General features: G+C 40.3%; 27 protein-coding genes, 1 pseudogene and 2 riboswitches. Of the genes and pseudogenes, 20 read left to right on the top strand and 8 right to left on the bottom strand.

The window, feature by feature from the left end; all coding sequences use genetic code 11:
• Nucleotides 1-64 precede the first annotated feature (64 nt).
• Both ETB99_RS08225 and ETB99_RS08230 read left to right on the top strand, forming a co-directional pair.
• Entirely contained in the window at nt 65-595 is a 531-nt protein-coding gene (locus ETB99_RS08225; protein WP_077429235.1) for a gamma carbonic anhydrase, read from the top strand.
• 73 nt (nt 596-668) lie between these two features.
• The gene (locus ETB99_RS08230) at nt 669-1,187 is read left to right on the top strand and encodes a phosphatase PAP2 family protein (RefSeq protein ID WP_077429234.1); all 519 of its coding nucleotides are present in this window, start codon (nt 669-671) and stop codon (nt 1,185-1,187) included.
• A 44-nt stretch (nt 1,188-1,231) separates the two neighbouring features.
• On the opposite strand, the gene metK is transcribed toward ETB99_RS08230, so the two are convergent.
• Nucleotides 1,232-2,437 carry a methionine adenosyltransferase gene (metK, locus tag ETB99_RS08235; protein WP_077429233.1) on the bottom strand — a complete coding sequence of 402 codons (1,206 nt, stop codon included), beginning with the start codon at nt 2,435-2,437 and terminating at the stop codon, nt 1,232-1,234.
• A gap of 120 nt (nt 2,438-2,557) precedes the next feature.
• Nucleotides 2,558-2,666: riboswitch (SAM riboswitch) on the bottom strand.
• 173 nt (nt 2,667-2,839) lie between these two features.
• On the opposite strand from metK, the gene pckA reads away from it, so the two are divergent.
• Entirely contained in the window at nt 2,840-4,426 is a 1,587-nt protein-coding gene (gene pckA / locus ETB99_RS08240) for a phosphoenolpyruvate carboxykinase (ATP) (protein ID WP_077429232.1), read from the top strand.
• Nucleotides 4,427-4,541: 115 nt separating this feature from the next.
• The gene (locus ETB99_RS08245) at nt 4,542-5,495 is read left to right on the top strand and encodes an N-acetylmuramoyl-L-alanine amidase (RefSeq protein WP_171700372.1); all 954 of its coding nucleotides are present in this window, start codon (nt 4,542-4,544) and stop codon (nt 5,493-5,495) included.
• An 85-nt stretch (nt 5,496-5,580) separates the two neighbouring features.
• On the opposite strand, the gene desB is transcribed toward ETB99_RS08245, so the two are convergent.
• Nucleotides 5,581-6,660, bottom strand: a complete 1,080-nt coding sequence (gene desB, locus ETB99_RS08250) for a Delta(10) desaturase DesB (protein WP_171700373.1) — start codon at nt 6,658-6,660, stop codon at nt 5,581-5,583.
• Between the two features lie 238 nt (nt 6,661-6,898).
• On the opposite strand from desB, the gene ETB99_RS08255 reads away from it, so the two are divergent.
• From ETB99_RS08255 to ETB99_RS08270, 4 genes are all read left to right on the top strand, one after another.
• Nucleotides 6,899-7,141 carry a DUF2584 domain-containing protein gene (locus tag ETB99_RS08255; RefSeq protein ID WP_012574116.1) on the top strand — a complete coding sequence of 81 codons (243 nt, stop codon included), beginning with the start codon at nt 6,899-6,901 and terminating at the stop codon, nt 7,139-7,141.
• A 99-nt stretch (nt 7,142-7,240) separates the two neighbouring features.
• Nucleotides 7,241-8,218, top strand: a complete 978-nt coding sequence (locus ETB99_RS08260) for an ABC transporter substrate-binding protein (protein ID WP_077429229.1) — start codon at nt 7,241-7,243, stop codon at nt 8,216-8,218.
• 9 nt (nt 8,219-8,227) lie between these two features.
• The gene (locus tag ETB99_RS08265; RefSeq protein WP_077429228.1) at nt 8,228-8,998 is read left to right on the top strand and encodes an ABC transporter ATP-binding protein; all 771 of its coding nucleotides are present in this window, start codon (nt 8,228-8,230) and stop codon (nt 8,996-8,998) included.
• Nucleotides 8,985-9,791, top strand: coding sequence for an ABC transporter permease (locus tag ETB99_RS08270; RefSeq protein WP_171700374.1), 807 nt, complete (start codon nt 8,985-8,987; stop codon nt 9,789-9,791). The genes ETB99_RS08265 and ETB99_RS08270 overlap by 14 nt, the downstream gene beginning before the upstream one ends.
• Nucleotides 9,792-9,818: 27 nt before the next feature.
• On the opposite strand, the gene ytkD is transcribed toward ETB99_RS08270, so the two are convergent.
• The 3 genes from ytkD to ETB99_RS08285 form a co-directional block, all read right to left on the bottom strand.
• The gene (gene ytkD, locus ETB99_RS08275) at nt 9,819-10,292 is read right to left on the bottom strand and encodes an RNA deprotection pyrophosphohydrolase (protein ID WP_077429227.1); all 474 of its coding nucleotides are present in this window, start codon (nt 10,290-10,292) and stop codon (nt 9,819-9,821) included.
• Nucleotides 10,293-10,355: 63 nt separating this feature from the next.
• On the bottom strand, nt 10,356-10,664 hold the full coding sequence (locus ETB99_RS08280; protein ID WP_004888947.1) for a hypothetical protein: 309 nt from the start codon (nt 10,662-10,664) through the stop codon (nt 10,356-10,358).
• 114 nt (nt 10,665-10,778) lie between these two features.
• A complete protein-coding gene (locus ETB99_RS08285) occupies nt 10,779-11,216 on the bottom strand; it encodes a Dps family protein (protein WP_012574110.1) in 438 nt (145 codons plus the stop codon).
• A 116-nt stretch (nt 11,217-11,332) separates the two neighbouring features.
• On the opposite strand from ETB99_RS08285, the gene ytzI reads away from it, so the two are divergent.
• Nucleotides 11,333-11,473, top strand: coding sequence for a YtzI protein (ytzI, locus tag ETB99_RS08290; protein WP_077429226.1), 141 nt, complete (start codon nt 11,333-11,335; stop codon nt 11,471-11,473).
• An 18-nt stretch (nt 11,474-11,491) separates the two neighbouring features.
• On the opposite strand, the gene ETB99_RS08295 is transcribed toward ytzI, so the two are convergent.
• Nucleotides 11,492-11,965: an S-ribosylhomocysteine lyase gene (locus ETB99_RS08295; protein WP_128356597.1), complete on the bottom strand. Its 474-nt coding sequence runs from the start codon at nt 11,963-11,965 to the stop codon at nt 11,492-11,494.
• Between the two features lie 129 nt (nt 11,966-12,094).
• On the opposite strand from ETB99_RS08295, the gene yidD reads away from it, so the two are divergent.
• From yidD to ETB99_RS08335, 8 genes and pseudogenes are all read left to right on the top strand, one after another.
• Nucleotides 12,095-12,319, top strand: coding sequence for a membrane protein insertion efficiency factor YidD (gene yidD, locus ETB99_RS08300; RefSeq protein ID WP_004888944.1), 225 nt, complete (start codon nt 12,095-12,097; stop codon nt 12,317-12,319).
• Nucleotides 12,320-12,397: 78 nt separating this feature from the next.
• Nucleotides 12,398-12,943: pseudogene (locus tag ETB99_RS08305) on the top strand (GTP-binding protein); the annotation flags it as partial.
• A gap of 181 nt (nt 12,944-13,124) precedes the next feature.
• Nucleotides 13,125-14,096 (top strand): metal ABC transporter substrate-binding protein, encoded by a 972-nt coding sequence (locus ETB99_RS08310; RefSeq protein ID WP_077429224.1) that lies wholly within the window; start codon nt 13,125-13,127, stop codon nt 14,094-14,096.
• A 95-nt stretch (nt 14,097-14,191) separates the two neighbouring features.
• Nucleotides 14,192-15,520 (top strand): cytochrome ubiquinol oxidase subunit I, encoded by a 1,329-nt coding sequence (locus ETB99_RS08315; RefSeq protein WP_171700388.1) that lies wholly within the window; start codon nt 14,192-14,194, stop codon nt 15,518-15,520.
• A gap of 14 nt (nt 15,521-15,534) precedes the next feature.
• Nucleotides 15,535-16,572: a cytochrome d ubiquinol oxidase subunit II gene (locus tag ETB99_RS08320; RefSeq protein ID WP_171700375.1), complete on the top strand. Its 1,038-nt coding sequence runs from the start codon at nt 15,535-15,537 to the stop codon at nt 16,570-16,572.
• Nucleotides 16,573-16,665: 93 nt separating this feature from the next.
• Nucleotides 16,666-16,866: riboswitch (cobalamin riboswitch) on the top strand.
• 112 nt (nt 16,867-16,978) lie between these two features.
• On the top strand, nt 16,979-19,258 hold the full coding sequence (locus ETB99_RS08325; RefSeq protein ID WP_077429221.1) for a ribonucleoside-diphosphate reductase subunit alpha: 2,280 nt from the start codon (nt 16,979-16,981) through the stop codon (nt 19,256-19,258).
• 13 nt (nt 19,259-19,271) lie between these two features.
• Nucleotides 19,272-19,763 (top strand): flavodoxin domain-containing protein, encoded by a 492-nt coding sequence (locus tag ETB99_RS08330; protein ID WP_171700376.1) that lies wholly within the window; start codon nt 19,272-19,274, stop codon nt 19,761-19,763.
• Nucleotides 19,717-20,754 carry a ribonucleotide-diphosphate reductase subunit beta gene (locus ETB99_RS08335; RefSeq protein WP_012574100.1) on the top strand — a complete coding sequence of 346 codons (1,038 nt, stop codon included), beginning with the start codon at nt 19,717-19,719 and terminating at the stop codon, nt 20,752-20,754. The genes ETB99_RS08330 and ETB99_RS08335 overlap by 47 nt, the downstream gene beginning before the upstream one ends.
• Before the next feature lie 25 nt (nt 20,755-20,779).
• Here ETB99_RS08335 and ETB99_RS08340 read toward each other — a convergent pair whose 3' ends face one another.
• On the bottom strand, nt 20,780-21,232 hold the full coding sequence (locus ETB99_RS08340) for a diverged REC-like domain-containing protein (RefSeq protein ID WP_171700377.1): 453 nt from the start codon (nt 21,230-21,232) through the stop codon (nt 20,780-20,782).
• A complete protein-coding gene (locus tag ETB99_RS08345) occupies nt 21,229-21,528 on the bottom strand; it encodes a DUF2325 domain-containing protein (protein ID WP_077429357.1) in 300 nt (99 codons plus the stop codon). The genes ETB99_RS08340 and ETB99_RS08345 overlap by 4 nt, the downstream gene beginning before the upstream one ends.
• 176 nt (nt 21,529-21,704) lie before the next feature.
• On the opposite strand from ETB99_RS08345, the gene ETB99_RS08350 reads away from it, so the two are divergent.
• From ETB99_RS08350 to cydB, 3 genes are all read left to right on the top strand, one after another.
• Nucleotides 21,705-21,860, top strand: a complete 156-nt coding sequence (locus tag ETB99_RS08350) for a DUF1540 domain-containing protein (RefSeq protein ID WP_077429356.1) — start codon at nt 21,705-21,707, stop codon at nt 21,858-21,860.
• A 181-nt stretch (nt 21,861-22,041) separates the two neighbouring features.
• On the top strand, nt 22,042-23,391 hold the full coding sequence (locus ETB99_RS08355; protein WP_171700378.1) for a cytochrome ubiquinol oxidase subunit I: 1,350 nt from the start codon (nt 22,042-22,044) through the stop codon (nt 23,389-23,391).
• Entirely contained in the window at nt 23,381-24,409 is a 1,029-nt protein-coding gene (gene cydB, locus ETB99_RS08360) for a cytochrome d ubiquinol oxidase subunit II (RefSeq protein ID WP_171700379.1), read from the top strand. The genes ETB99_RS08355 and cydB overlap by 11 nt, the downstream gene beginning before the upstream one ends.
• Nucleotide 24,410: the final 1 nt, after the last annotated feature.

Consider the following 24,410-nt stretch of genomic DNA (forward strand, 5'->3'; position numbering starts at 1 on the left):
TTTACGAATAGCCGAAAAATTTGTACACTAAATATAACAAAACGAAACGAAAGGGACGAGTGAAATGATTTATCCATATAAAGAACACACACCAAACATTGCACGTTCTGCTTTCATCGCCGATTACGTCACTATTACAGGTGATGTAACAATTGGAGAGGAAACGAGTGTTTGGTTTAACACTGTCATTCGTGGAGATGTCGCACCAACAATCATCGGCAACCGTGTAAACATCCAAGACAACTCTGTCCTTCACCAAAGCCCAAACAATCCACTGATCATTGAAGATGATGTCACCATCGGACATCAAGTCATTTTGCATAGTGCGATCATCAAAAGAGGCGCACTCATCGGCATGGGTTCGATCGTCTTAGACGGTGCCGAAATTGGTGAAGGTGCGTTTATCGGCGCTGGTAGCCTCGTTCCACAAGGAAAAAAAATCCCGCCACGCACACTTGCATTCGGTCGTCCTGCGAAAGTGATTCGTGAATTAACTGAAGAAGATGAGCGTGAAATGGCACGCATTCGTCGCGAATATGTCGAAAAAGGACAATATTATAAATCACTTCAAGTAAACAAACCACGCGACAAATAAGCGTGGTATTTTTACATTGTTTTATTATTGACTTCACATATGTATTTTATCATAAAATCAGGGGGATTTGCTTATGTTACGAAAATGGTACGATTGGGAGTGCAAGTTATTTTACAGCATTAATCGTTATTTTGATCAAAAATGGCTAAACACCTATTTTCGTTCAATTACACACGTTGGAGGGGCTACATTTTCAATTACATCGGTTATGCTAGCCATTTGGCTATTGCGGGATGAATGGCGCGATACTGCTATCGCAAGTGCGATCGCCTTAGCACTTAGCCATATTCCTGTCGCAATGATGAAAAAAATATATCCTCGCAAACGACCGTATATTTCACTACATAAAACGAAAGTAACAAAAAACCCATTAACTGACCATTCATTTCCATCAGGACATACGACTGCAATATTTTCTGTCATCGTTCCGTTTTTACTATACGCTCCAGCGCTTGCTGTTTGTCTTTTACCTATTGCTGTTAGCGTTGCCGTGTCGCGCATTTACTTAGGGCTTCATTACCCTTCTGATGTGCTTGCCGGTTGTATGCTCGGTACGCTATTTGGTATTGCTTCATTTTCTGTTCTTACTTAAAAAATAGGAAAGGAGAGCTACATCTTGTAACTCTCCTCTTTTCCTTACTTCGCTAACTGTAACGCTTGTTGTTTTAACGCTTCCGCTTTATCTGTACGCTCCCAAGGAAGATCAATGTCCGTGCGACCGAAGTGACCATAAGCTGCTGTTTGCTTATAAATCGGGCGACGGAGATCGAGCATTTTAATAATGCCTGCTGGGCGAAGGTCGAAGTTGTTGCGCACCACTTCAATTAATACATCCTCAGATACTTTGCCTGTGCCGAACGTGTCGATTGAGATCGATACAGGTTGCGCCACACCGATCGCATATGCTAATTGCACTTCACATTTATCCGCAAGACCTGCTGCGACAATGTTTTTCGCTACGTAACGAGCCGCATATGCTGCCGAGCGATCTACTTTCGTTGGGTCTTTTCCTGAGAAAGCCCCACCGCCGTGACGAGCATAACCACCGTAAGTGTCAACGATAATTTTGCGTCCTGTTAACCCTGCGTCACCTTGTGGACCACCGATGACGAAACGACCTGTTGGGTTAATGAAATATTTTGTGTTTTCATCGATCAACTCCGCTGGAACGACAGGTTGAATGACATGTTCTTTAATGTTGCGCACAATTTGATCTTGCGTAATTTCTGGATGATGTTGTGTGGAAACAACGATCGTATCAATGCGTACAGGTTTGCCGTTTTCATCATACTCTACTGTCACTTGCGTTTTTCCGTCCGGGCGTAAGTATGGTAAAATGTCTTCTTTACGCACTTCTGCTAAACGGCGCGCAAGTTTATGGGCAAGTGAAATTGGAAGCGGCATAAGCTCTTTCGTTTCGTTGCACGCAAAACCAAACATTAATCCTTGGTCTCCTGCACCGATCGCTTCGATTTCTTCATCTGTCATTTGTCCTTCACGAGCTTCTAACGCTTTATCAACACCCATCGCAATATCTGGAGATTGTTCATCAATGGATGTTAATACGGCGCACGTATCTGCGTCAAAACCGTATTTTGCACGCGTATAGCCAATTCCACGAATCGTTTCACGGACAATTTTCGGAATGTCTACATATGTAGATGTTGTAATTTCTCCGCTCACTAAAACAAGTCCTGTTGTTACACTCGTTTCGCACGCAACACGCGCATTTGGATCATTTGCTAAAATCGCATCTAAAATCGCATCGGAAATTTGGTCACAAATTTTATCCGGATGCCCTTCCGTTACAGATTCAGATGTAAACAGACGACGTTTAGGCATTCAAACATTCCTCCTCAGTATAATGACAAATGATACGGTACTCATCCCTCTTATTATGGTCTATCGTGAAAAAAACCTTTCCCTCAGAGGAAAGGTTTTTGCATTTGTCTGCGCCTTTCACTCTTATCGTTCAAGGGCGTTCCCTTGCCACAGGTTAGCACCTTTTCACGTATGTGACGGTTGCTGGGTTTCATCGGGCCTGTCTCCCTCCACCAACTCGGGATAAGAGTATCCGTTCATTTCAGCATCATACCACATCCGTACGAAACGAGTCAACGTTTTTCTATATGGATTATTTTGAAATTAAACTGAAGAAAAATACAATAATTAGTATGGACTATTTATCAAAATGTGTTATACTTTTTACATAAAGATAAATCAAACAAAGGTAGGTTTTGTCCAATGAATTCCATTGAACTGACAAACAAATTATCAACACTCTTACAAAGGGATGGGGTTTTTCATAACTTATCTGTACCACGACTAGTAGAAAAAGTACTAACTCGGAAAGAAGGCATCCTAACTTCATCAGGAGCAATTTGTGCAACAACTGGAAAATATACAGGCCGTTCTCCAAAGGATAAATATATTGTCGAAGAACCGTCTGTGAAACATAAAATTGATTGGGGAACTGTCAATCAACCTATTTCTGAAGAGGTATTTGATAAGCTTTACAACAAAGTGATCGATTATTTAATGACAAAAGAAGAACTATTTGTATTTAATGGCTTTGCAGGCGCAGATCCAGCTTATCGTTTGCCGATTCAAGTGGTCAACGAATTTGCTTGGCATAACTTATTTGCTCATCAATTGTTCATTCGTCCAACAGCGGAAGAATTACAAACACATGAACCACAATTTACAGTCATTTCTGCACCAACATTTAAAGCTGATCCATCTATTGACGGCACGCGCTCAGAAACGTTTATTATCATCTCATTCGAGCGCCGCACTGTACTAATTGGTGGAACAGAATATGCTGGTGAAATGAAAAAATCCATTTTCTCTGTCATGAACTTTTTATTGCCAGAACAAGGAATCTTCCCGATGCACTGTTCAGCAAACGTCGGTCAAGAAGGTGATGTCGCGCTCTTTTTCGGTTTATCTGGTACAGGAAAAACAACGCTTTCTGCTGATCCAAACCGTCGCCTAATTGGCGATGACGAGCACGGTTGGTCAAACAACGGTGTTTTTAATATTGAAGGTGGATGTTATGCCAAATGCATTAACTTATCACGTGAAAAAGAGCCACAAATTTTTGATGCGATTCGCTTCGGCTCTGTATTAGAAAACGTCATCGTTGACCCAGACACGCGCATACCAAACTATGACGATGCAACATTAACTGAAAATACGCGCGCAGCATATCCGCTCGAAGCGATGGATAATATCGTGCAGCCGAGCGTTGCTGGCCATCCGCATACAATCGTCTTTTTAACAGCAGATGCGTTCGGCGTATTGCCGCCAATTAGTAAATTAACGAAAGAACAAGCAATGTACCATTTCTTAAGCGGCTATACGAGCAAATTAGCGGGCACAGAACGCGGAGTGACAGCGCCGGAAGCAACATTTTCTACATGCTTCGGTTCACCGTTTTTACCGCTTCCTGCAACGCGTTACGCAGACATGCTTGGTCAAAAAATTGACGCCCACGGTGTTCAAGTGTTTTTAGTAAACACCGGTTGGACTGGTGGTGGATACGGCGTTGGTGAACGAATGAAGCTATCGTATACACGCGCGATGGTAAAAGCAGCGTTAGAAGGAGAATTAAACAACGTAGAAACCGTTCAAGATCCTATTTTCGGTCTTCATATCCCGCTTCACGTTCCCGGTGTGCCTGATGAAGTGTTACAACCGAAAAGCACATGGGCAGATCAGGAAGCATATGAACAAAAAGCAAAAGAGCTTGCGGCGAAGTTCCGGGAAAACTTTAAAAAATTCACAAACGTTGATCCACGCATCGAAAAACTCGGTGGGCCAATCGCGTAAACAACAAAAGCTGCCTGTTTTGGCAGCTTTTTTCTTTTTTTATTGTTTCGTACAAACCATTTACGAAATTGGAACATATAGTAGTATATAAAAACGAACAAAAGGAGGCTAAAAAATGAACGAACTACTTGCTCTCCCCCAATTAAAAGATATACGCCATCTTCTCCCTACTCGTTCCGGACGTTCGTACAAAAAGACGACGATTCAACAAAAAACACATATTATTATTCATCATAGTTTAACGAAAACAGGTTCCGCATTCGCGTTTGCTAATTATCACGTTAGTAAAGGATGGCCCGGAATTGGATACCATTTTGTCATTGAACAAGACGGAACGATTCATTTTTGCAACGACTTAGAAACGATTAGCTACCATGTCGGCAATCATAACCCTTACTGCATTGGCATTTGTTTAACAGGTGATTTTCGCACACAACAACCGACGAATGAACAAAAACAATCGCTAAAAGCGTTATACAAAACACTTGTAAATATATTACCAAACTATAAAGATGTGAAAGGACATAACGAACTAAAAGGATACGAATGGAAGCAATGTCCTTGTTTTAACTATGCGCAAGTATTAGCAGAAAAAGAAAACATCGAAATAAAAGAAGATGTCAAACTGTATACTATCGAACAAGGGGATACACTATGGGCAATTAGTCAAAAAACAGGAGTAAGCGTCAAAACGTTATTGCGTCTAAATCCTGACGTCAATCCAAGAACGTTACAGCCTGGCCAACAAATTATCATTGAAAAACAAGTAAAGAAAGAAGCAACCAACCCTCCATCACAACCATCTAATCAAACACCGAAGCAACAAAATCCAATCGAACAACTGATTAATAAACTTCCGAATAAAGTACTTCGATATGGCGATCGTGGCGAGGACGTACGCATCTTACAGCAAGCGTTAAATACGATTCATTTTAAATGCGGAGCAGAAGACGGCGTGTTCGGTCAAAAAACGCAAGATGCTGTAAAACGAGTCAACTTGATGTTTTCAGGCGGCAATAGACATGGCGTTTATGACGAAAAAACGAAAAATTACATCATAAGCAAATGAAAAGAAAAAATGAAATAGCTTTCAATTATATATTTCCCCTATAATAAAACATGCAAGAAAACAAAAAGCGCCGAGATGCGACGCTTTACTTTTCTTTCACCATTTTTCCTACAACATTTTCCTTCACTTTATGCGAAAGGTCATCTATATTTAATCCATTTCCAAGTGTTCCGTACACATATCCTTCACGTGGTTCGATGAGTTCCGTTTGCTCATGATAAAGCCTTGGTGTTTTCCATAGCGCAATTAACGCTTTTGTCATTGGCATTTCATAATAACGATCCGGCCATAGTTGTTTAATATATTGTTTAACGAGCGGATAATATTTTGAACTCATCGCTGGGAACAAATGATGTTCTGTATGGTGCGAAAAGTTAAAATGCAATACGTCAACCCACTTTGGAACGATGACAGTTAAGCTGTTTGCTAATGGATCGTTAACTGGAACGAGCGGATTTAAACGATGGTTTGTTGAAATGTATCCCATCACGATCGCATTTCCAATAAGTAGTGGAAGAACGAACGCAAAGAGCCATTTTTCTACTCCGATCATCAACAATAATCCAATCCATACCGACCATGGTAAGACAAATTGCCAGAATACGGCACGACGACTTCCTTTTTCAAACTCCTTCCAAAAATGAAGAAGCATATGAAGCGAATGAACTGTAAACATCCCTGCTAAAGACAAGAACGAAAAAGCCGCACGAATCGGAAACGGAATGCGATAAATCCAACGGAGGAAACGACTTTGAGCTAAACGTTTGATCGTCGGCCACGCATCCGGATCAAGTTCCTCATGTTGTGTATGCACATGATGCGTTGCGTTATGCCATTTTCTCCACAACTTTGGACCTGTGCAAAGTGGCAAAAATGCAATGCCTCCTAACAAATCACGAAGCCACGCCCGTTTGACAACTGTTCCATGCAAAATTTCATGTCCTAAAAACCCTAAACCAGCAAAACAAAATCCAATAACAACTGAAAGCAATCCGTTCCATAACCAATGGAGATCAAATAAAGAAATCGTGACAATGCTGCTAACTAAAACGAGCATGTAAGCAAGACCACCAAACAGACGAGACGGAACAGGACGGAACGCTTCCTCAGGCAAATACGGGGCAATGCGAGCCGCATACCACCCAAATGAATGAAATTGTTTCATGTAACAAAAAACTCCCCTCATACGTGAACACTTCGCTTTAAAAAGAAATGAATATTCAAACATCTCCTTTGAAAGCTTATTGCCATCGTATCATTTATATTCTTGTCCTGTCAATAAAATTTATCACTAGGTCATATGATTTATTTATATGATATAGTTACAAATCATGAAATGTAGTTGTGTAATCGTCATAAATGTGTTTCAATGAAGGTAAAAATGTGGAATATGGAGTGATCCCATGGGTATGCCGTTAGAAGTACAAACAATGATCGTCACAAATGGAAAAGAAAAACGAATTGAACACAACTTATTTGTATTACAAAAAGAAGGCTATCGTTTATATCCGCTTGATGTCCCATTAGAAGTAAGACGAACAAAACACGGAGAAACAACGGGAAAAGCGATTGTCAAAAAACTTACCTTTGAAAACGAAACAACGATCGTTACATATGAATTAATTGCTTTGCATTCGATTAATTAAACCGTCGGGGGATGTGCTCGGCGGTTTTCTTTTTAGATCATTCACACATTTTTATTAGGCGCATACGATAAAGCAAACGACAGGAAAGAGGGGAAACACATGCGAAAATGGGGGTTTTTGCTCATTATTTTAATGTTTTTACTTACAGCCTGCTCATCAAATGATGTAAAAACGTTACGCGTTGCAGAAGTAACTCGATCCATTTTTTACGCTCCACAATACGTGGCAATTGAAAAAGGTTTTTTTGCTGAAGAAGGGCTTCATATTGAGCTAAATACAACGTGGGGCGGCGATAAAACGATGACGACACTTTTATCAAACGGAGCGGATATTGCGCTTGTCGGTTCCGAAACGTCCATTTACGTGTATAGCCAAGGAGCTGTTGATCCGGTCATCAATTTCGCGCAATTGACACAGACCGATGGTACATTTTTAGTTTCACGTGAACCAATCGCCAACTTTACATGGGATCAACTAAAAGGAAGCACATTTTTGGGGCAAAGAAAAGGCGGCATGCCACAAATGATCGGAGAATACGTTCTCAAACAACACGGCATTGACCCACACAAAGACTTAAATCTCATCCAAAATATTGATTTTGCTAATATTGCCAATGCATTTGCAAGCGGAACAGGCGATTTCGTCCAACTATTTGAGCCAACTGCTAGCATTTTTGAACAAGAAGGAAAAGGATATATTGTCGCTTCATTCGGAACGGAATCTGGTCATCTCCCATATACGACATTTATGGCGAAACAAAGCTTCATTGAAAAAAATAAAGATGTGATTGATAAATTCACACGAGCTCTTTATAAAGCTCAACAATGGGTGCAAACACACGATGCGAAAGAAATTGCAACAGTCATTCAACCGTACTTTGAAAATACAGATATCGCTCTCATTGAAAAAGTCGTCGATCGCTATAAACAACAAGGTTCATACGCAACTGATCCGATTTTAGATGAAGAAGAATGGAACCATCTTCAAAACATTATGAAAGAAGCAAACGAGTTGCCATCGTACATTGAGCATTCCATTTTAGTGAATACATCGTTCGCTGAAAAAGCGAAAAAGTAGGTGAACATCATGCCCATTTTAACAATTGATCAAGTGATGCACGCCTACGTCACAAAGCAATCTGCCGTATTGGCGCTTGATCATCTATCGCTAACTGTCGAGAGAGGAGAGTTTGTCTCCTTTCTCGGCCCAAGCGGCTGTGGAAAAACAACGCTTCTTTCAATTGTGGCGGGGCTCATCAAACCAACAAAAGGTCGTGTGCTTATCGAAGGAAAAGAAATTCACACGATGAGCCAAACGATCGGATATATGCTTCAACACGATTATTTGTTTCCATGGAAAACGATTGAACAAAACGTGACACTCGGATTAAAACTGACAGGCAAATATAGCGAGAAAACGAGAAAGCAAACGCTCTCCCTTCTACATCAAATCGGTTTGCGTGACGTGGACGATCGTTACCCTTATGAATTATCGGGAGGAATGCGTCAGCGCGCAGCACTTGTTCGCACACTCGCAACCGATCCGAAAATTTTATTGTTAGACGAACCGTTTTCAGCACTTGATTACCAAACAAAGCTTAAACTTGAAGATCTTGTATGGGAGACGTTAAAACAATATCGAAAAACAGCACTTCTTGTCACACACGATATCGGTGAAGCGATTGCGATGAGCGATCGGATCGTTTTATTTACCGCAAAACCCGGAAAAATTAAACGAATTGTTACTGTTCCAGACTCATTAAAAGCTTGTACACCATTTCAAGCTCGCCAACATCCAGATTTTTCACCGCTCTTTCAAATGATTTGGAAGGAGTTAGAGAGCATTGAACAAACATGAGTGGTTGCAACGTATATATGATCAATATATGGCATATGAAAAACAGGAAAAACAAATCGTCCGTTTTTTTCAAGTAATCATTGTCATTACGTTTTTTAGTTTATGGGAAATCGCAAGCCGATTTCATTGGATTGATCCGTTATTATTTAGCTCCCCGTCTTCCATTTGGCATTTGTTTATCGCCAAAATACGCGATCATACATTGCTAACACACACGACCGTCACATTAACAGAGACGGTGCTGGGCTTTATCGCCGGAACGATGATCGGTGTTTGTTTTGCAGCAATACTTTGGTGGTTTCCGCGCATCTCTCACATCGTTGATCCGTATTTAGTCATTTTAAACGCGATGCCAAAAGTAGCGCTCGGTCCGATTTTAATCGTCGCACTCGGACCGAATATGACATCGATCGTCGCAATGGGAGCGATCATTTCGATCATCATTACAACGATTGTCGTTTACACCTCATTTAAAGAAGTCGATGCAAACTATATAAAAGTGCTTCGAACATTCGGAGCAACGAAACGACAGTGGTTTACAGAGGCCATTTTACCTGCCTCCTTCCCAACAATCATTTCAACGTTAAAAGTAAACGTTGGTCTATCTTGGGTTGGTGTCATCGTTGGTGAATTTCTCGTCTCAAAACAAGGACTCGGTTATATGATTATTTACGGATTCCAAGTGTTCAACTTTACGCTCGTTTTATTAAGTTTGCTTATGATCGCGTTACTTTCAAGCATCATGTATCAACTTGTAAGTTGGCTTGAAAAGAAATTAGTGAAGGGCGCATAACCCCACACGTCAAAAAGCGGTGGGGTTTTACAACATTCCCCGCCGCTGTAACTCTTGTTTTGTATATGTCCATACGCCATCTTTCATAATAAAACTAAATCGTTCATCTTTCGCTATTTCATCTGGCATATGCTCAATGAGCACAGGACCATTTGTTTCAAAATACGACTCCCTTTGTTCCAAAGATTTAACATGGGCAAAATAAATATTTTTTACAATCGTTTCATTCGGACGGTTGACTTCATACTGTCCAATGTACGTGATCTTTTCAACGACCCCTCCCGTTTCTTCCTTTACTTCGCGAATTGCTGCTTGTTTTGGCGTTTCTCCTTTCTCTATTTTCCCGCCTGGAAACTCCAAGCCACGTACAGCGTGATTTGTCAATAACCAACGACCACCGTACCGACAAATAACGAAAACATGTTTCGGTTGCTGCGAGAAAGGATGGTCAGAAAAAGAAAGTCGAACGTTGTATCCGTAGTAATCTTGAAATACAATCATCACCGTCTACCCTCAACTGTATGTTTTCTTCATTGTACCACACAGTAAAGTTGTCGACAGCCTTTATAACTGTATGACACCCATCGTTTCAATTTGTTGTTTCGCTTCTTCATCGCCAAGTTCATAAATCATTTCATACACTTTTTTCATCGCGTTGTCATACCCGTCGTTCGGCCGATCATAATGATATTGCACATATGGCACATGTGCACGCCAAAACGATTGCCAATCGGATGAATACATTTCATCAAAATACTCCCGTAATTGAATGATTTCTTCATCCGTCGCTTCAATGCGAAATTCCCATGGTGAAGCCGTTTTCACTTGTGAAATCTCACCACGTGCCACCGAAACATAATACGTTTTTTTCATCGACCCACCTCTTTTTCGTTTGTTACAGTTAGTGTGAGTCGATTCATTTATTTTCATGCAACAAAAGCACTCATCTGCGACTGAACATGCAAATAAGGTGGGGCCACTCCCACCTTATCCGAGAAACGATTTGAGCATCCATACATGTTTTTCTAAACTTTGATGAATGCCTAAAAGCATATCGCCTGTTGTTTCATCTCCAATTTCTCCGGCGTAGTCCATGCCAGCTTTCAATTCTTCAATCATCGTTTCAAAATCGCGAACAATTTCCGCTACCATTTCTTCCGCCGTTTCATTTCCTTTTGCTTCATGTACAGATGCTACCGCTAAATAATCTTTCATCGTCGCTAACGGTTTTCCACCTAGCGCTAACAAACGCTCTGCTAGCTCATCAATATGTAGTGCCGCCTCATTGTACAACTCTTCAAATTTTGTATGCAGCGTAAAAAACTGCGGCCCTTTCACATACCAATGGTAGTTGTGTAATTTTACATATAACACGTTCCAGTTTGCAATTTGTTTGTTGACAATATCAATTAGTTTTTCTTTCACACTAATTCCCTCCTCGATTATAAACTTTCCCTTTCTTCATTGTAACAAACAAAAAATTTTTTGGAAAACAATATGCTTTCATATTAAAATTTAAAATGGAGGATGGAGGGGTATGTATGTTGCTCACTTTTATTATTTCTATCATCATTGTATTTGTCGTGCTCATTTTAAGCGTTTTAACGACCTCAAAAGCATACAAATACAAACATACTATTGATGAATTGCCGAGTGAAAAAAGTAAAGGTTCAGACATGTAACATCTGAACCTTTATTTTTTAACCAAATACTTTTTTCAATTCTTCCTTTGGCTGCGATAGCCAATATCGCATAAGTCGCTTAGCTCCTTCTAAATCGTGCAATTTCGCTTGACCGCACTCTTTTTCCGTTGCAGCTGGCACTTCTGTAACCGTCAATGCCTCATTCATCGTCGCCTCAAGCAAATCAATAATTTCTTCGACTGTTGGCGTGCCACTAACGACTAAATAATACCCCGTTTGACATCCCATCGGAGAAATATCGATAATATCAAAATGAGCGTATTTTTCAGCATGCTTACGAATGTGCACCGCTAGTAAATGTTCAAGTGTATGAATCGCTGCCGGTTGCATCGCTTCTTTATTTGGTTGACAAAAGCGAATATCAAATTTATTCACAACACCGTCGCTACCGACTTGATGAACACCACAATGGCGAACGTACGGTGCTTTGACCGCACAATGGTCTAGTTCAAAGCTTTCTACTGAAGGCATATATGTCACCTCTTTTTCAATTGTTACGTTTTTATCATACACAAAAGTCCGACTTTTTTCATCTTTTTTTGTTGGAATTGTTTCGTCCAAATATGTTACAATAAGAAAAAATAGGGGCGGGCGTATTACATGAAACATATATTCATCTTACTCATTCGTTTTTATCAACGATTTATTTCCCCTTTAAAACCACCGACATGTCGCTTTTATCCGACTTGTTCGCATTACGGATTAGAAGCGATTCGTCGCTTCGGTGCACTTAAAGGAGGCTATTTAACAATCAAACGCATTTTAAAGTGCCATCCATTTCATCCAGGTGGATTTGATCCTGTGCCAGAAAAAGAGCAAAAATAATTGCCCTTTCTCTTTTTTTTTCGATATGATAAACGTTGTAAATCGTAGTAATTACGCTTTATCAAAAGGAGGAGGAAAATGAAAATCCCTGTTACCGTATTAAGCGGCTATTTAGGTTCTGGAAAAACGACGTTGCTTAATCATATTTTAAATAATCGTGACGGATTAAAAATCGCTGTCATCGTCAATGACATGAGTGAAGTCAATATTGACGCTGAATTAATTAAACAAGGCGGTTTTTCGCGTACAGAAGAAAAGCTTGTACAAATTCAAAATGGGTGTATTTGCTGTACGTTGCGAGAAGATTTAATGAAAGAAGTCGAAAATCTCGTTGATGCTGGCAACATTGATTACATCGTTATCGAATCATCAGGCATTAGCGAGCCAATTCCTGTTGCTCAAACGTTTACGTACATTGACGAGGAGTTCGGGATCGATTTAACATCGAAATGTCGATTAGATACGATGGTTACTGTCGTCGATGCTCATCGTTTTTGGCATGATTTCGCTTCCGGTGAAACGTTACTAGATCGCAAACAAGCGATCGATGAAACAGATGTGCGTGAAGTCGTTGATCTATTAATTGACCAAATCGAATTTACAAACGTGCTCATTTTAAATAAACATGCTTATTAACAGATGAAGAAATGAGCAAAGATTGGTCAACATTTGTCGATCCACTCCCACCATTTGTTTCTGTTTCATAGTTTTCAAATCGTAACGATTACGATATAATAAAACAGGAGTGAGAGAGATGTTATCTGACGATCAGAAACATCTTTCTTTATTTGGAAGGAGGAGGAAGATGAAGGTAAAAACCATTTTATCCATTATACTTACGAGCACACTGCTATTGTTTGGATGCTCGCAACAAGAACAGACGAATGAATCGAAGAATGAGGAAAAAAACGATCAACTTATCGTTTATACAACTGTATACCCTCTTCAAGACTTTACTGAAAAAATTGGTGGCAAGCACGTTCAAGTGGAAAGCGTATATCCTCCCGGCGTTGATGTGCACACATACGAACCGACGGCAAAAACGATGCAACAAATCGCAGATGCTGACGCTTTCATTTACATCGGTCAAGGAATGGAAGGATTTGTTGACCGCGTTGTCGAAACGCTAGAGAATGAACACGTCAAGTTCGTGGAAGCAACAGCTGGGATGGAATTGCTTCCAGCCAACGATGCTCATGGGGACGAACATGCTCATGAAGATGAACACGCCCATGAAGATGAGCATGAGCACGGTGATGTAGATCCTCATGTCTGGTTAGATCCGATATATTCAATCCAAATGGCTGAAACGATTAAACAAACGTTAACAAAACTAAAACCGGAAGCAAAAGACGATTTTGAACAAAACTTTACTTCGCTAAAACAACAGCTTGAACAACTAGATCAACAATTTCAACAATTAGTAAAAGAAGCAAAAAGAAAAGAAATTCTTGTCGCTCATGCGGCATACGGCTATTGGGAAAAACGATACGGCATCAAGCAAATAAGTGTAACAGGATTGTCACCAACAAATGAACCATCGCAAAAGCAGCTTGCTTCGATTATTCAAATCGCCAAAGACCATGACATACACCATATCTTTTTTGAGCAAAACGTAACATCGAAAATTGCTGAAGTTGTGAAAAACGAAATCGGAGCTGATGTACTTATCCTTCACAACTTAGAAGCACGAACAAATGATGATATAAAAAACAACAAAGACTACTTCGCAATTATGAATGACAACATCTCTGCACTAAAAAAAGCTCTACAATAAGCGATCATAACGGTCGCTTATTTTTTTGTATATTTTTTCCCTTTTCAAATCAAACTAGGAAACGACAATGTATGGAAAGGGATGAACATTTCGGTATGGACCACGTATTAACCGCAAGAACGTTGTTTGGAACTACAATGGCGTTTCATATTATTTTCGCAACGCTGGGCGTCGGCATTCCACTTATGATTTTACTTGCGGAACTCACGTATCAAAAAACGAAAGACAATGACTATGCCATCATGGCAAATCGTTGGACGAAAGCGCTCGCCATTTTGCTCGGTGTAGCCATTCCATCCGGTACGATTGCAGGAGTGCAGCTCTCCCTTCTATGGCCAGGTTTTATGGAAGTAATCGGAAAAGTAATGGCACTTCCTTTCCAAATTGAAATTTATGCGTTTTTCGTTGAAGCGTTATTTTTATCTATTTACGTATATGCAGCTGACCGCATTTCACCAACGATGCGCATCGTAAGCTTAATATTTGTGGCCATCGGGGCAGCTGCTTCTGCCATTTTAATTACGAACGTACATGCCTTTGAAGGTACACCGACAGGCTTTCGCATCGAAAATGGACAAATTGTTGACGTCGATCCATGGAAAGCATTTTTTAATCCGAGCTTTGCCGTCACAGCCACACACGTTGTTTTATCCGCCTATATGACCGGAGCGTTTACGATCGCTTCCATCGCTGCCTACAAGATGTTGAAAAATAAACATAACGAGCGCATTCAGCTTTTTCATAAAAAAGCACTGATGCTCGGGTTAACAGTCGGTGGCGTATTTTCTTTACTCACGGCAATAAACGGACATGAATCAGCTCAACTTCTTCATGAATATCAACCAGAAAAATTAGCGGCTGCTGAAGGATTGTTTGAAACGCAGTCACACGCTCCACTCGTTATCGGTGGTTTTACAGATCGCGAAACGCAAACAGTAAAATGGGGAATTGAAATTCCGTGGTTGCTTAGCTTTTTAGCTGGTAATCGCTTCGATACCGTCGTTGTCGGGTTAAATGATTTTCCAGAAGAATGGTGGCCCCCTCTATTCGTCCATACACTTTTTAACGCCATGGTCGGAATTGGCATGTTTCTTCTCCTACTTTCAACTGTCGGATTCATTTGGTATCGCATAAAGAAACAATATACATTTCCAAACTGGTTTATGCGGACAGTTGTTACTGCTGGGCCGCTCGCTCTTCTCGGCATTGAATTTGGCTGGATTTTTGCTTGCACAGGCAGACAACCATGGGTCATTTATCGCATGATGACAACAGCAGAAGCTGTAACACAATCAACAAATTTGGGAACACTTTTTCTTTTATTTACGTCCATTTACGTATTTTTACTCATCGCCGTCGTGCTCGTCTTGCGATCGTATTTTCGCCGCCATCCGATTGAACAACAGTTGTCTATACACATATAGAAAGGAGCAAGATGATGACAGATGAATTAATTGCGATTTCAATTTTATGGGGATTTATTTTTATTTACGCCGTCATGGCGACGATGGACTTCGGAGCAGGTTTTTGGTCGATGGTATATATGAATCGTCCACAAACAAAAGCAACGAAAATCGCAAATCGATATTTATCGCCAACATGGGAAGTAACGAACGTCTTTATCGTCGCCATCGTCGTAGCGCTCGTTAGCTTTTTTCCTGGGGCGACGTTTATACTTGGAACGATCTTGCTTATCCCTGGTAGTATTATTTTACTTTTGCTGACCGTTCGTAGTGCATTTCTCGTTTTTTCGCACGTTGCCCCTAAATATGAAAAAGTGCTCATTTACATTTCAGGCATAAGCGGTTTGCTTATTCCAGCATTTTTAATTAGCGTCTTGCCCATTACACATGGGTCTTTCGTTGAAACAATGAATGGTGTCAGTCGTCTTCGGCTCGATCGTCTATTTACAAGCCCACATGAGTATGCGTTTATTGCCTTTGCGATTACAAGCACACTTTTTCTTTCTTCGCTTTTATTAGCGGATTACTCAAATGAAGCGAATGAAGCGGAGGCATATGCGATCTATCGTCGCGATGCGCTTATTATAGGACCATTCGCCCTTCTCTCCTCGATGTTGATTATGATTACGATGCGAAATGAAGCACGGTGGCTATACGATGGAATGATGTCTCATTGGCCATGGCTTGTCGCTTCCGTCATATTGTTCCTTTTAGCTGGCGGGGCGCTTTTTCTTCCCCCACGGAAAAAGAAACATGGACGCGGAATACCGCGTCTTGCGGTGGTTGCGATCGTTTTACAATATTTTTGTGCGAGCTATGCATATGGGAAAGCTCATTTACCGTATATGATTTATCCGAATGTAACCATTGAGTCGGGATTTACACACCCGAATACGTTTCGTGCCTTATTTTTGACGTATATCGTTGGTTTTGCAATTTTATTTCCAGGATTCATTTATTTTTGGCGGCTGTTTATGAAAGATCGACGCTATGTAGCAAAGGATGAAAAATAATGATTGCAAATGTTGAGATTTTTCGTTATAGTTTTAAACGTAAACCTTTTTTACACAATATATTGTGATGATAAACAAGATAATAACTATATATTGAAACCGACAAGCGAAGGTGTCCAAACGGACTTAATAGGGAATCTGGTGCGAATCCAGAACTGTCCCCGCAACTGTGTGCGCAGACGAAATGGAAACAACACCACTGTATATGTCAGCTGTTTTATGGCGCATATATGGGAAGGAATCCAAAGTAGGAAGAAGCGCAAGTCAGGAGACCTGCCTTCCTTGTATCGTTTCATATTCTTCGGGGATTGAGAAGATGAAACGATGGAAAAAGGCATGCTTTTACCATCGTTTCATCCGCTCAACGAGAGCGGATTTTTTTATTTTCTAGGGGAAGGGATGTTATATGGTGTACATAAAACAACAAACAGAAGTAAATGAAGAAACGACCCGCACATTATTGTTTCATATTTTCAAAGATTTTCCACACTTATCAAGCGAGCGATACATCGAGCGTACGATACGGTCGCTGACGTATACAAAATCATACGATGACATGATGAACAAACTCATTTTAAATGCACTTGACGAAATCACCGTAGAACAACCTGATTGGACGTTTGTCGCAGCACGCCTTTATTTACAACAGCTATACAATGAGGCTGCTATAAATCGGGGTTATGATGTATCCGACACATACCGCTACTTTTATGAGTTACAAACAATGCTCGTTGATCTCGGTATTTACGATCCGTTTGTACTTGAACGATATACGAAAGAAGAACTACAAGAAGCGGGGACATGGATCGATCCGAAAAAAGACGAGCAATTTACATACATCGGATTACGCACACTCGTTGATCGTTATTTAGCGAAAGGATATGACGGAGAAATTTATGAGTTGCCACAAGAACGTTTTTTAACCATTGCTCTTACGCTGATGGTGAATGAGCCAAAAGAAAAACGAATGGAGCTTGTCAAAGAAGCGTATTGGGCGTTATCGAACCAATACATGACGGTCGCTACACCAACGTACGCCAACGCAGGTAAATCTTACGGTCAATTATCGAGTTGTTTCATTGATACAGTCGACGATAGCTTAACCGGCATTTATGAATCAAATACAGACGTCGCGCGTTTATCAAAGGGCGGTGGAGGGATTGGTGTATATTTAGGTAAAATTCGGGCACGCAACTCGGATATTAAAGGATTTAAAGGCGTATCGTCTGGTGTCATCCCATGGATGCGTCAATTAAACAATACCGCTGTATCGGTTGACCAGCTTGGTACGCGACAAGGAAGTATTGCCGTCTATTTAGACGTTTGGCATAAAGACATTTTCTCATTTTTAGACGCGAAACTAAACAACGGCGATGAACGGCAAAAATGCCATGATTTATTTTATGGCGTATGCATCCCTGATTTATTTATGGAACAAGTCGAAAAGCGTGGCGATTGGTATTTATTTGACCCACATGAAGTGAAAAAAGTGATGGGGTGGAAAGATAAAGATGGGAATCCGCTAGGTCTTGAAGATTTTTACGATGAAGAACGAGGGTGTGGTTCGTTCCGCGAAAAATACGAAGAATGTATCAATCACCCAGAGTTAAGTAAAGAACGTGTACCTGCCATTGAAATTATGAAGCGCATTTTAAAATCACAATTAGAAACGGGTACACCTTATATGTTTTATCGCGACGAAGCGAATCGAATGAATCCAAATAAACATGCGGGCATGATTTATTCTAGCAATTTATGTACGGAAATTATGCAAAATATGAGCGCGACTACCGTAACAAAAGAGTATACGCAAGATGGTGAAATTATTATTCATAAAAAGCCAGGCGACTTTGTCGTTTGTAACTTATCTAGCATTCATCTCGCTCGCGCCGTACAAGACGATGTACTCGAAAGATTAATTCCGATTCAAGTGCGTATGCTCGATAACGTCATCGACTTAAACGAAAATCGCATTGAAGTGTTGCAAGCGGTGATGACAAATAAAAAATATCGGGCAATCGGTCTAGGTGCATTTTCATGGCATCACTTATTGGCGTTAAAAGGAATCAAGTGGAATAGCGAAGAAAGCGTTGATTTCGCTGACAAGCTATTTGAAAAAATCGCTTATTTAACGATTCGAGCAAGCATGGAATTAGCGAAAGAAAAAGGAGCATATCCGGAGTTTGCAGGTTCTGATTGGCATACAGGGAAATATTTTGACCTTCGCGGTTATCATTCCCACGATGAGTTAGATTGGGATGAGTTAAAGCAACAAGTGATGAGACATGGGATACGTAATGGGTATCTCATGGCGCCTGCGCCAAACGCTTCGACATCCGTTTTAGCAAACGGAACGGCGTCATGCGACCCTGTCTTTAATCGCTTATATTTTGAAGAAAAGAAAAATTATAAAATTCCTGTTACCGTTCCTGATTTAAATGCCAAAACATTTTGGTTTTACGAAAATGCCTATGAAGTGGATCAAAAGATGAGCATTCGTCAAAATGCCGCTAGACAAAAACATGTCGATCAGTCGTTAAGTTTTAATCTTTACGTATACAACACGATTAAAGCGAAAGATCTTTTGGATTTACATTTAACGGCATGGAAAGAACGGTTAAAATCGACGTATTACGTTCGCAGCACTGCCGTAACAATTGAAGAATGCGACGTTTGCTCATCATAAGGGAGAGAAACAAATGAACGTTCTTATTTGTTACACATCAAAAACTGGTAACACAAAAGAAGTCGCCTTTTTGATTGAACAAGCTTTTCGATCGTACGGACACGCTGTAAAAACAATCGATGTTCAACACGCATTTGCAATCGAGTCGCTTATCCGTGAAACACACCTTCTTTTATTCGGTTCATATACATGGGGAAATGGACAACTTCCAGATGAAATGAGGAAGCTACTTCGTTTTCTTATCAAAGAACGAAATCTTCCTTTGCCTCCTGTTGCGCTGTTTGGCACAGGAGATCAAATGTGGCCATACTATTGCCGTGCTGTCGATGAAATGGAGTACCATTTACGAAAAGTGACGACTGTGCTCGGCACGTTAAAAATTGAACAATCACCGCGCGGCCATCAACAACACTTACCGACTGTATTCGTACAACAGCTACTAGAGGAGGTTGACCGTTTTGTTATTGACGAAAGTAAAATTGCTCGAGCCGTCGCATCCAAATAAAGCAACGAGCATTATCAATGGAAAAGCAAGCGGCATTTTAAACTGGAACGATATTAAATATAGCCATTTTTACGATATATACAAAATGTTGCTCGGCAACTTTTGGACGCCGTTTGAAATTAATATGTCAGATGATATTAAACAATGGCATGCGTTAAGTGAACGGGAACGGGATGCATTTTTACACATTATCGGCTTGCTTTCAATTTTAGATTCTGTTCAACCAAATTTTATTGGGGCGATGAAAGAATACATTACCGATCCGAGCGTCAAAGCAATTTTTTCGATTATCGAACAGCAAGAAGTCGTTCATAATCAATCGTACTCGTACGTTCTTGCTTCGATCGAAAAATTATCCGAGCAACATCGCGCGTTTGAAATGGCACGAACAAATCCGCACATTTATAAGCGAAATGAACACGTCATTCGCGTATATGAAGCATTTCGCGAGCAACCAACGGTAGAGACGTTTTGCCGCGCGCTCGTCGCTTCGCTCGTCTTAGAGGGGATTAATTTTTATTCTGGGTTTGCCTTTTTTTACAATTTGGCAAGAAACCAAAAAATGCTCAAAACATCAACGATGATTAGTTATATTAATAAAGATGAGCTATGCCATAGTTACTTTATTTCTCAACTTGTACGCGCAGTGTTATGGGAAAATCCACAAATTGATGAAAATGGAGCGTTTTCTGCGTGGATATATGACTATATCGACGAAGCCATTCGTTACGAAACAGAATGGTCGCGCTTTGTGTTGCGCGATATTGATGGCATTGACGTCATCGAAATGGAAAAATATATCGAATATCTTGGAAATAAACGGTTGCGCATGCTTGGATTAGACGATCGCTATGACGCGGATGAAAATAGCATGCCTTGGATTCGCGTCTTTAGCGATGAAAATGTGAACTTAGGCAAAACCGACTTTTTTGAAGCCCGTCCACGTTCATATACGAAAACAACCGATGTGAACGGGTTTGATGAATTGTAAAAAAACCGGGTAGTCGCCCGGTTTTTTATAATAAGTGTGTAAAATATGCTTCGTTTTTCAATACGACGTGAAATAAACGATTTTTCATGACGTAATACATTCGTACTGCTCTCGGTTTTTGTCCGAACCGCTCTTCAAATTGGCGACATACGTGCAATGATGGGGTGCAATCAAAAATGAAAACATTCATACATGATGGGACAACGCATGTTTCAGACGTACAAGATGCAGTTATAAATGCTGCACGCTCGTCAAATATATGAACAAACGACTGATCGTTCGCAACAAAGCGAAGCAAGTAATCCGTCATTTGCGCTATCGTTTTATAATATGTAACGGGAGAGTCACAAGAAGCGATCGGAAACGATGATGTTGCCCGTTCAATTCCTTTTAGCAACGTAAGTGATGAACGATGAGGTGGAAATATGCTGTAATGATAAGTTAATACTTCATTTAAAAACGGTTGCCACAACGTCATCTCCCCCTTAGTTCATCCCCCATTTGTTGAATAACCGTTTGGATCGAGCTCCATGAACGCTTTACAAAATAAATCGGCTTATGTTGATCTTTTGCTTTTTGTTTAATGACCTTTGCTAAATTGTGGTTAATGTAATCCGTCATGACAAATACGATATCGACATGCTCTGGAATTTGTCGCTTCACCATATTCACTTTTCGACCATCTAAATGAATAATCTCCTGAAATCCTGAGTTTTTTAATTTATCGGTAATGTTTCCTAAATGATCTGCTCCAACAACTAATAATGATGACATATAACTCCCTCCGAATTTTTTGTCTTATCTTGCACAATTTCATTCTAATTGAGAATGATTATCTATGTCAACATATAATGATAAAAATTCTCATTATTTTTGCTCATTTTTTCATGTTATGTCTTGCCAATGTTTTGTCTACACTAACATCAGCATAAAGAAAGGAGGGAATGGTTGTGGCAAAAGATGTACTTTGTGAGGTGCAAAACTGTCAGTTTTGGTCGCAAGGCAATCGATGTAGTGCAGACGCAATCTATGTCGTAAGCCATGCTGGCTCCACAGCGACGAGCTCGACAGAAACAGACTGTAAAACGTTCCAACCAAACGAGTGAAAATAACCTCCTTGCCCATTGCAAGGAGGTTTTCCTCTTTTTCATGTTAATCATAGTAAATAGACACATTTTTTTTAAATTATCGTCACAGCTTTGCAACATTTCCCTCACCGCTTCTTCACGTCTTAGGGTTACTCTTATACATAGTAAAAAAACATTTTGTATCGTTGGAGGGGGATATATGAGCGATGTACTTTTGTTAAGCCGTTTTCAATTTGCCATTACTGTTTTCTATCATTTTTTATTCGTCCCGTTGACCATTGGTCTTATTGTTTTAATTGCATGGATGGAAACACAACATGTACGAACAAAAAATCCGCTTTATCGACAAATGGCAGATTTTTGGGGGAAATTGTTTGCTATTAACTTCGTCCTTGGCGTAGTCACAGGCATTACGATGGAATTTCAATTTGGTACAAACTGGTCTGAGTATTCGAAATATATGGGGGATATTTTCGGATCTCCGCTCGCCATTGAAGCGCTCGTTGCTTTCTTTTTAGAATCAACATTTATGGGGATTTGGCTATTTGGGAAGGATAAAATTTCACCAAAACTTCGTGCGTTTTCGATTTGGATGGTTGCGCTCGGTACAAACATTTCAGCACTTTGGATTATTACAGCAAACGGGTTTATGCAAAATCCGGTCGGGTATATTGAGAGAAACGGTCGCATCGAACTACAAAACTTTTGGGAAGTGGTAACAAATCCATATGCATGGCATATGTTTGTGCACACAATCGTTAGCTGTTATATTGTTGGAGCGTTTTTTGTGATGGCTGTTAGCGCATGGCATTTGTTGCGTAAGCAGCATGTCGTATTTTTCGAAAAATCGTTTAAGTATGCACTTATTCTAGGTCTTATCGCGACAACAGCAACACCATTTATCGGTCATAAATCAGCATCGTTTGCGGCAAAGATGCAGCCTGCTAAAGGAGCAGCACTAGAAGCTGTTTGGGAAACGAAAGAGGGGTTACCTTTTCATATTATTCAAATTCCGGATCCAAAAAACGAACGAAATATCGTTGAATTTTTAACGATTCCGAAGCTTGGAAGTTACTTTTATACGCATTCGTTTGATGGAAAAGTCGTTGGATTTGATCAAATTCCGAAAGACGAACGACCGAACGTCAATATTGTGTTTTACTCATTTCGATTAATGGTCGCACTCGGACTATATTTCGTCGCTTTATGTTGGTATGGGTTTTACTTGTATCGTAAAAATAAATTAATTGAATCAAAACGCTTCTTAAAGGTAGTCATGTATTCCGTTTTGTTACCGTACGTTGCGATCAATGCTGGCTGGGTCGTTGCGGAAGTCGGACGTCAACCGTGGACTGTTTATGGTCTCATGCGTACAGCTGAGGCAGTATCGCCAATCTCGCTCTCACAAATCCTTTTCTCGCTCGTCAGCTTAGTCGTGTTTTATACGATTTTGCTTATTGCTGACGTGTACTTAATGTTGAAATATGCAAAAAAAGGACCGTACACATCCGCGGCTACGAAAGGTGGGGAAATGCAACATGTCTCATGAAACAGTTGCGATCATTTGGTTTGGTCTATGGGGACTTATTTGGACGATATACTTTGTGTTAGATGGATATACGCTCGGTACAGGCATGTTGTTTCCGTTTTTAGCGAGAAACCGTCAAGAGCGAAATCAACTACAAGAAGCGGTTGGACCGTTTTGGGGTGGCAATGAAGTATGGTTAATTACAGCGGGCGGAGCTACATTTGCTGCGTTTCCAGCTGTTTACGCTGACTTATTTAGCTTCTTATATACGCCAATGATGCTTATTTTATTCGCTCTCTTTTTCCGAGCAGCAGGATTAGAATTTATGCATAAAGACGAGTCGAAACGTTGGCAAACAAGTTGGAAGTGGGCATTTACAATTAGTAGTGTTTCCTTAGCACTTTTATTTGGCGTCGCCTTTGCTAATTTATTTTACGGTTTAAAAATCGGACCTTCGGGGTATGAAGGAACATTTCTCGGCTTGCTACATCCATACGGGCTATTAGGTGGATTGTTGTTCACAAGCTTATTCATTGTATCTGGCGCTTTATGGATTATGATTAAAACTGTTGGTGATGTGGCACAACGAGCATATCAAATTGCACGGCCAGCTTCTGTTGTCGCTGCTGTCGTACTATCTCTTTTCTTTGTTGCGACAAGCAATCGGACAACACTATTTGATAACTTTACGAAAGCTCCGATTCTTTGGATCGTACCTGCCCTTACTTTCGTATGTGCGTTGCTTATGTTATTGTTCGTATGGCAAAAACGAATCGGGCTTGCATTTGCAAACATTTGCTTAACTATTTTCACACTTATGGCAACAGGCTTTATCGGTATGTTCCCAAACATGCTTCCTTCGCGCATCAACGATGAATATAGCACAACGCTTTTTGAAGCAGCAGGAAGCGAATTGAACTTAAAAATTATGCTCGGCGTCGCCATCGTTATGGTACCGATCGTCGTAGGCTATCAACTTTGGAGTTATAAACTGTTTAAAGAAAAAATTACGAAAGAAACAGCGAAAGGATATCAATAAG

Source organism: Anoxybacillus sp. CHMUD, from assembly GCF_013096965.1.
Classification (GTDB): Bacteria; Bacillota; Bacilli; order Bacillales; family Anoxybacillaceae; genus Anoxybacillus; species Anoxybacillus kestanbolensis_A.

Excerpts from the sequence above, each read along its gene's own strand:
- ETB99_RS08230 (WP_077429234.1), top strand. The coding sequence starts at position 669 with ATGTTACGAAAATGGTACGATTGGGAGTGCAAGTTATTTTACAGCATT.
- ETB99_RS08295 (WP_128356597.1), bottom strand. The coding sequence starts at position 11,965 with ATGCCTTCAGTAGAAAGCTTTGAACTAGACCATTGTGCGGTCAAAGCA.
- ETB99_RS08330 (WP_171700376.1), top strand. The coding sequence starts at position 19,272 with ATGAACGTTCTTATTTGTTACACATCAAAAACTGGTAACACAAAAGAA.
- metK (WP_077429233.1), bottom strand. The coding sequence starts at position 2,437 with ATGCCTAAACGTCGTCTGTTTACATCTGAATCTGTAACGGAAGGGCAT.
- ETB99_RS08325 (WP_077429221.1), top strand. The coding sequence starts at position 16,979 with ATGGTGTACATAAAACAACAAACAGAAGTAAATGAAGAAACGACCCGC.
- cydB (WP_171700379.1), top strand. The coding sequence starts at position 23,381 with ATGTCTCATGAAACAGTTGCGATCATTTGGTTTGGTCTATGGGGACTT.
- ETB99_RS08255 (WP_012574116.1), top strand. The coding sequence starts at position 6,899 with ATGGGTATGCCGTTAGAAGTACAAACAATGATCGTCACAAATGGAAAA.
- ETB99_RS08225 (WP_077429235.1), top strand. The coding sequence starts at position 65 with ATGATTTATCCATATAAAGAACACACACCAAACATTGCACGTTCTGCT.
- ETB99_RS08260 (WP_077429229.1), top strand. The coding sequence starts at position 7,241 with ATGCGAAAATGGGGGTTTTTGCTCATTATTTTAATGTTTTTACTTACA.
- ETB99_RS08340 (WP_171700377.1), bottom strand. The coding sequence starts at position 21,232 with ATGACGTTGTGGCAACCGTTTTTAAATGAAGTATTAACTTATCATTAC.
- ETB99_RS08315 (WP_171700388.1), top strand. The coding sequence starts at position 14,192 with ATGGACCACGTATTAACCGCAAGAACGTTGTTTGGAACTACAATGGCG.
- ETB99_RS08265 (WP_077429228.1), top strand. The coding sequence starts at position 8,228 with ATGCCCATTTTAACAATTGATCAAGTGATGCACGCCTACGTCACAAAG.
- desB (WP_171700373.1), bottom strand. The coding sequence starts at position 6,660 with ATGAAACAATTTCATTCATTTGGGTGGTATGCGGCTCGCATTGCCCCG.
- pckA (WP_077429232.1), top strand. The coding sequence starts at position 2,840 with ATGAATTCCATTGAACTGACAAACAAATTATCAACACTCTTACAAAGG.
- yidD (WP_004888944.1), top strand. The coding sequence starts at position 12,095 with ATGAAACATATATTCATCTTACTCATTCGTTTTTATCAACGATTTATT.
- ETB99_RS08320 (WP_171700375.1), top strand. The coding sequence starts at position 15,535 with ATGACAGATGAATTAATTGCGATTTCAATTTTATGGGGATTTATTTTT.
- ETB99_RS08355 (WP_171700378.1), top strand. The coding sequence starts at position 22,042 with ATGAGCGATGTACTTTTGTTAAGCCGTTTTCAATTTGCCATTACTGTT.
- ytzI (WP_077429226.1), top strand. The coding sequence starts at position 11,333 with ATGTTGCTCACTTTTATTATTTCTATCATCATTGTATTTGTCGTGCTC.
- ETB99_RS08280 (WP_004888947.1), bottom strand. The coding sequence starts at position 10,664 with ATGAAAAAAACGTATTATGTTTCGGTGGCACGTGGTGAGATTTCACAA.
- ETB99_RS08245 (WP_171700372.1), top strand. The coding sequence starts at position 4,542 with ATGAACGAACTACTTGCTCTCCCCCAATTAAAAGATATACGCCATCTT.
- ETB99_RS08345 (WP_077429357.1), bottom strand. The coding sequence starts at position 21,528 with ATGTCATCATTATTAGTTGTTGGAGCAGATCATTTAGGAAACATTACC.
- ETB99_RS08310 (WP_077429224.1), top strand. The coding sequence starts at position 13,125 with ATGAAGGTAAAAACCATTTTATCCATTATACTTACGAGCACACTGCTA.
- ytkD (WP_077429227.1), bottom strand. The coding sequence starts at position 10,292 with ATGATTGTATTTCAAGATTACTACGGATACAACGTTCGACTTTCTTTT.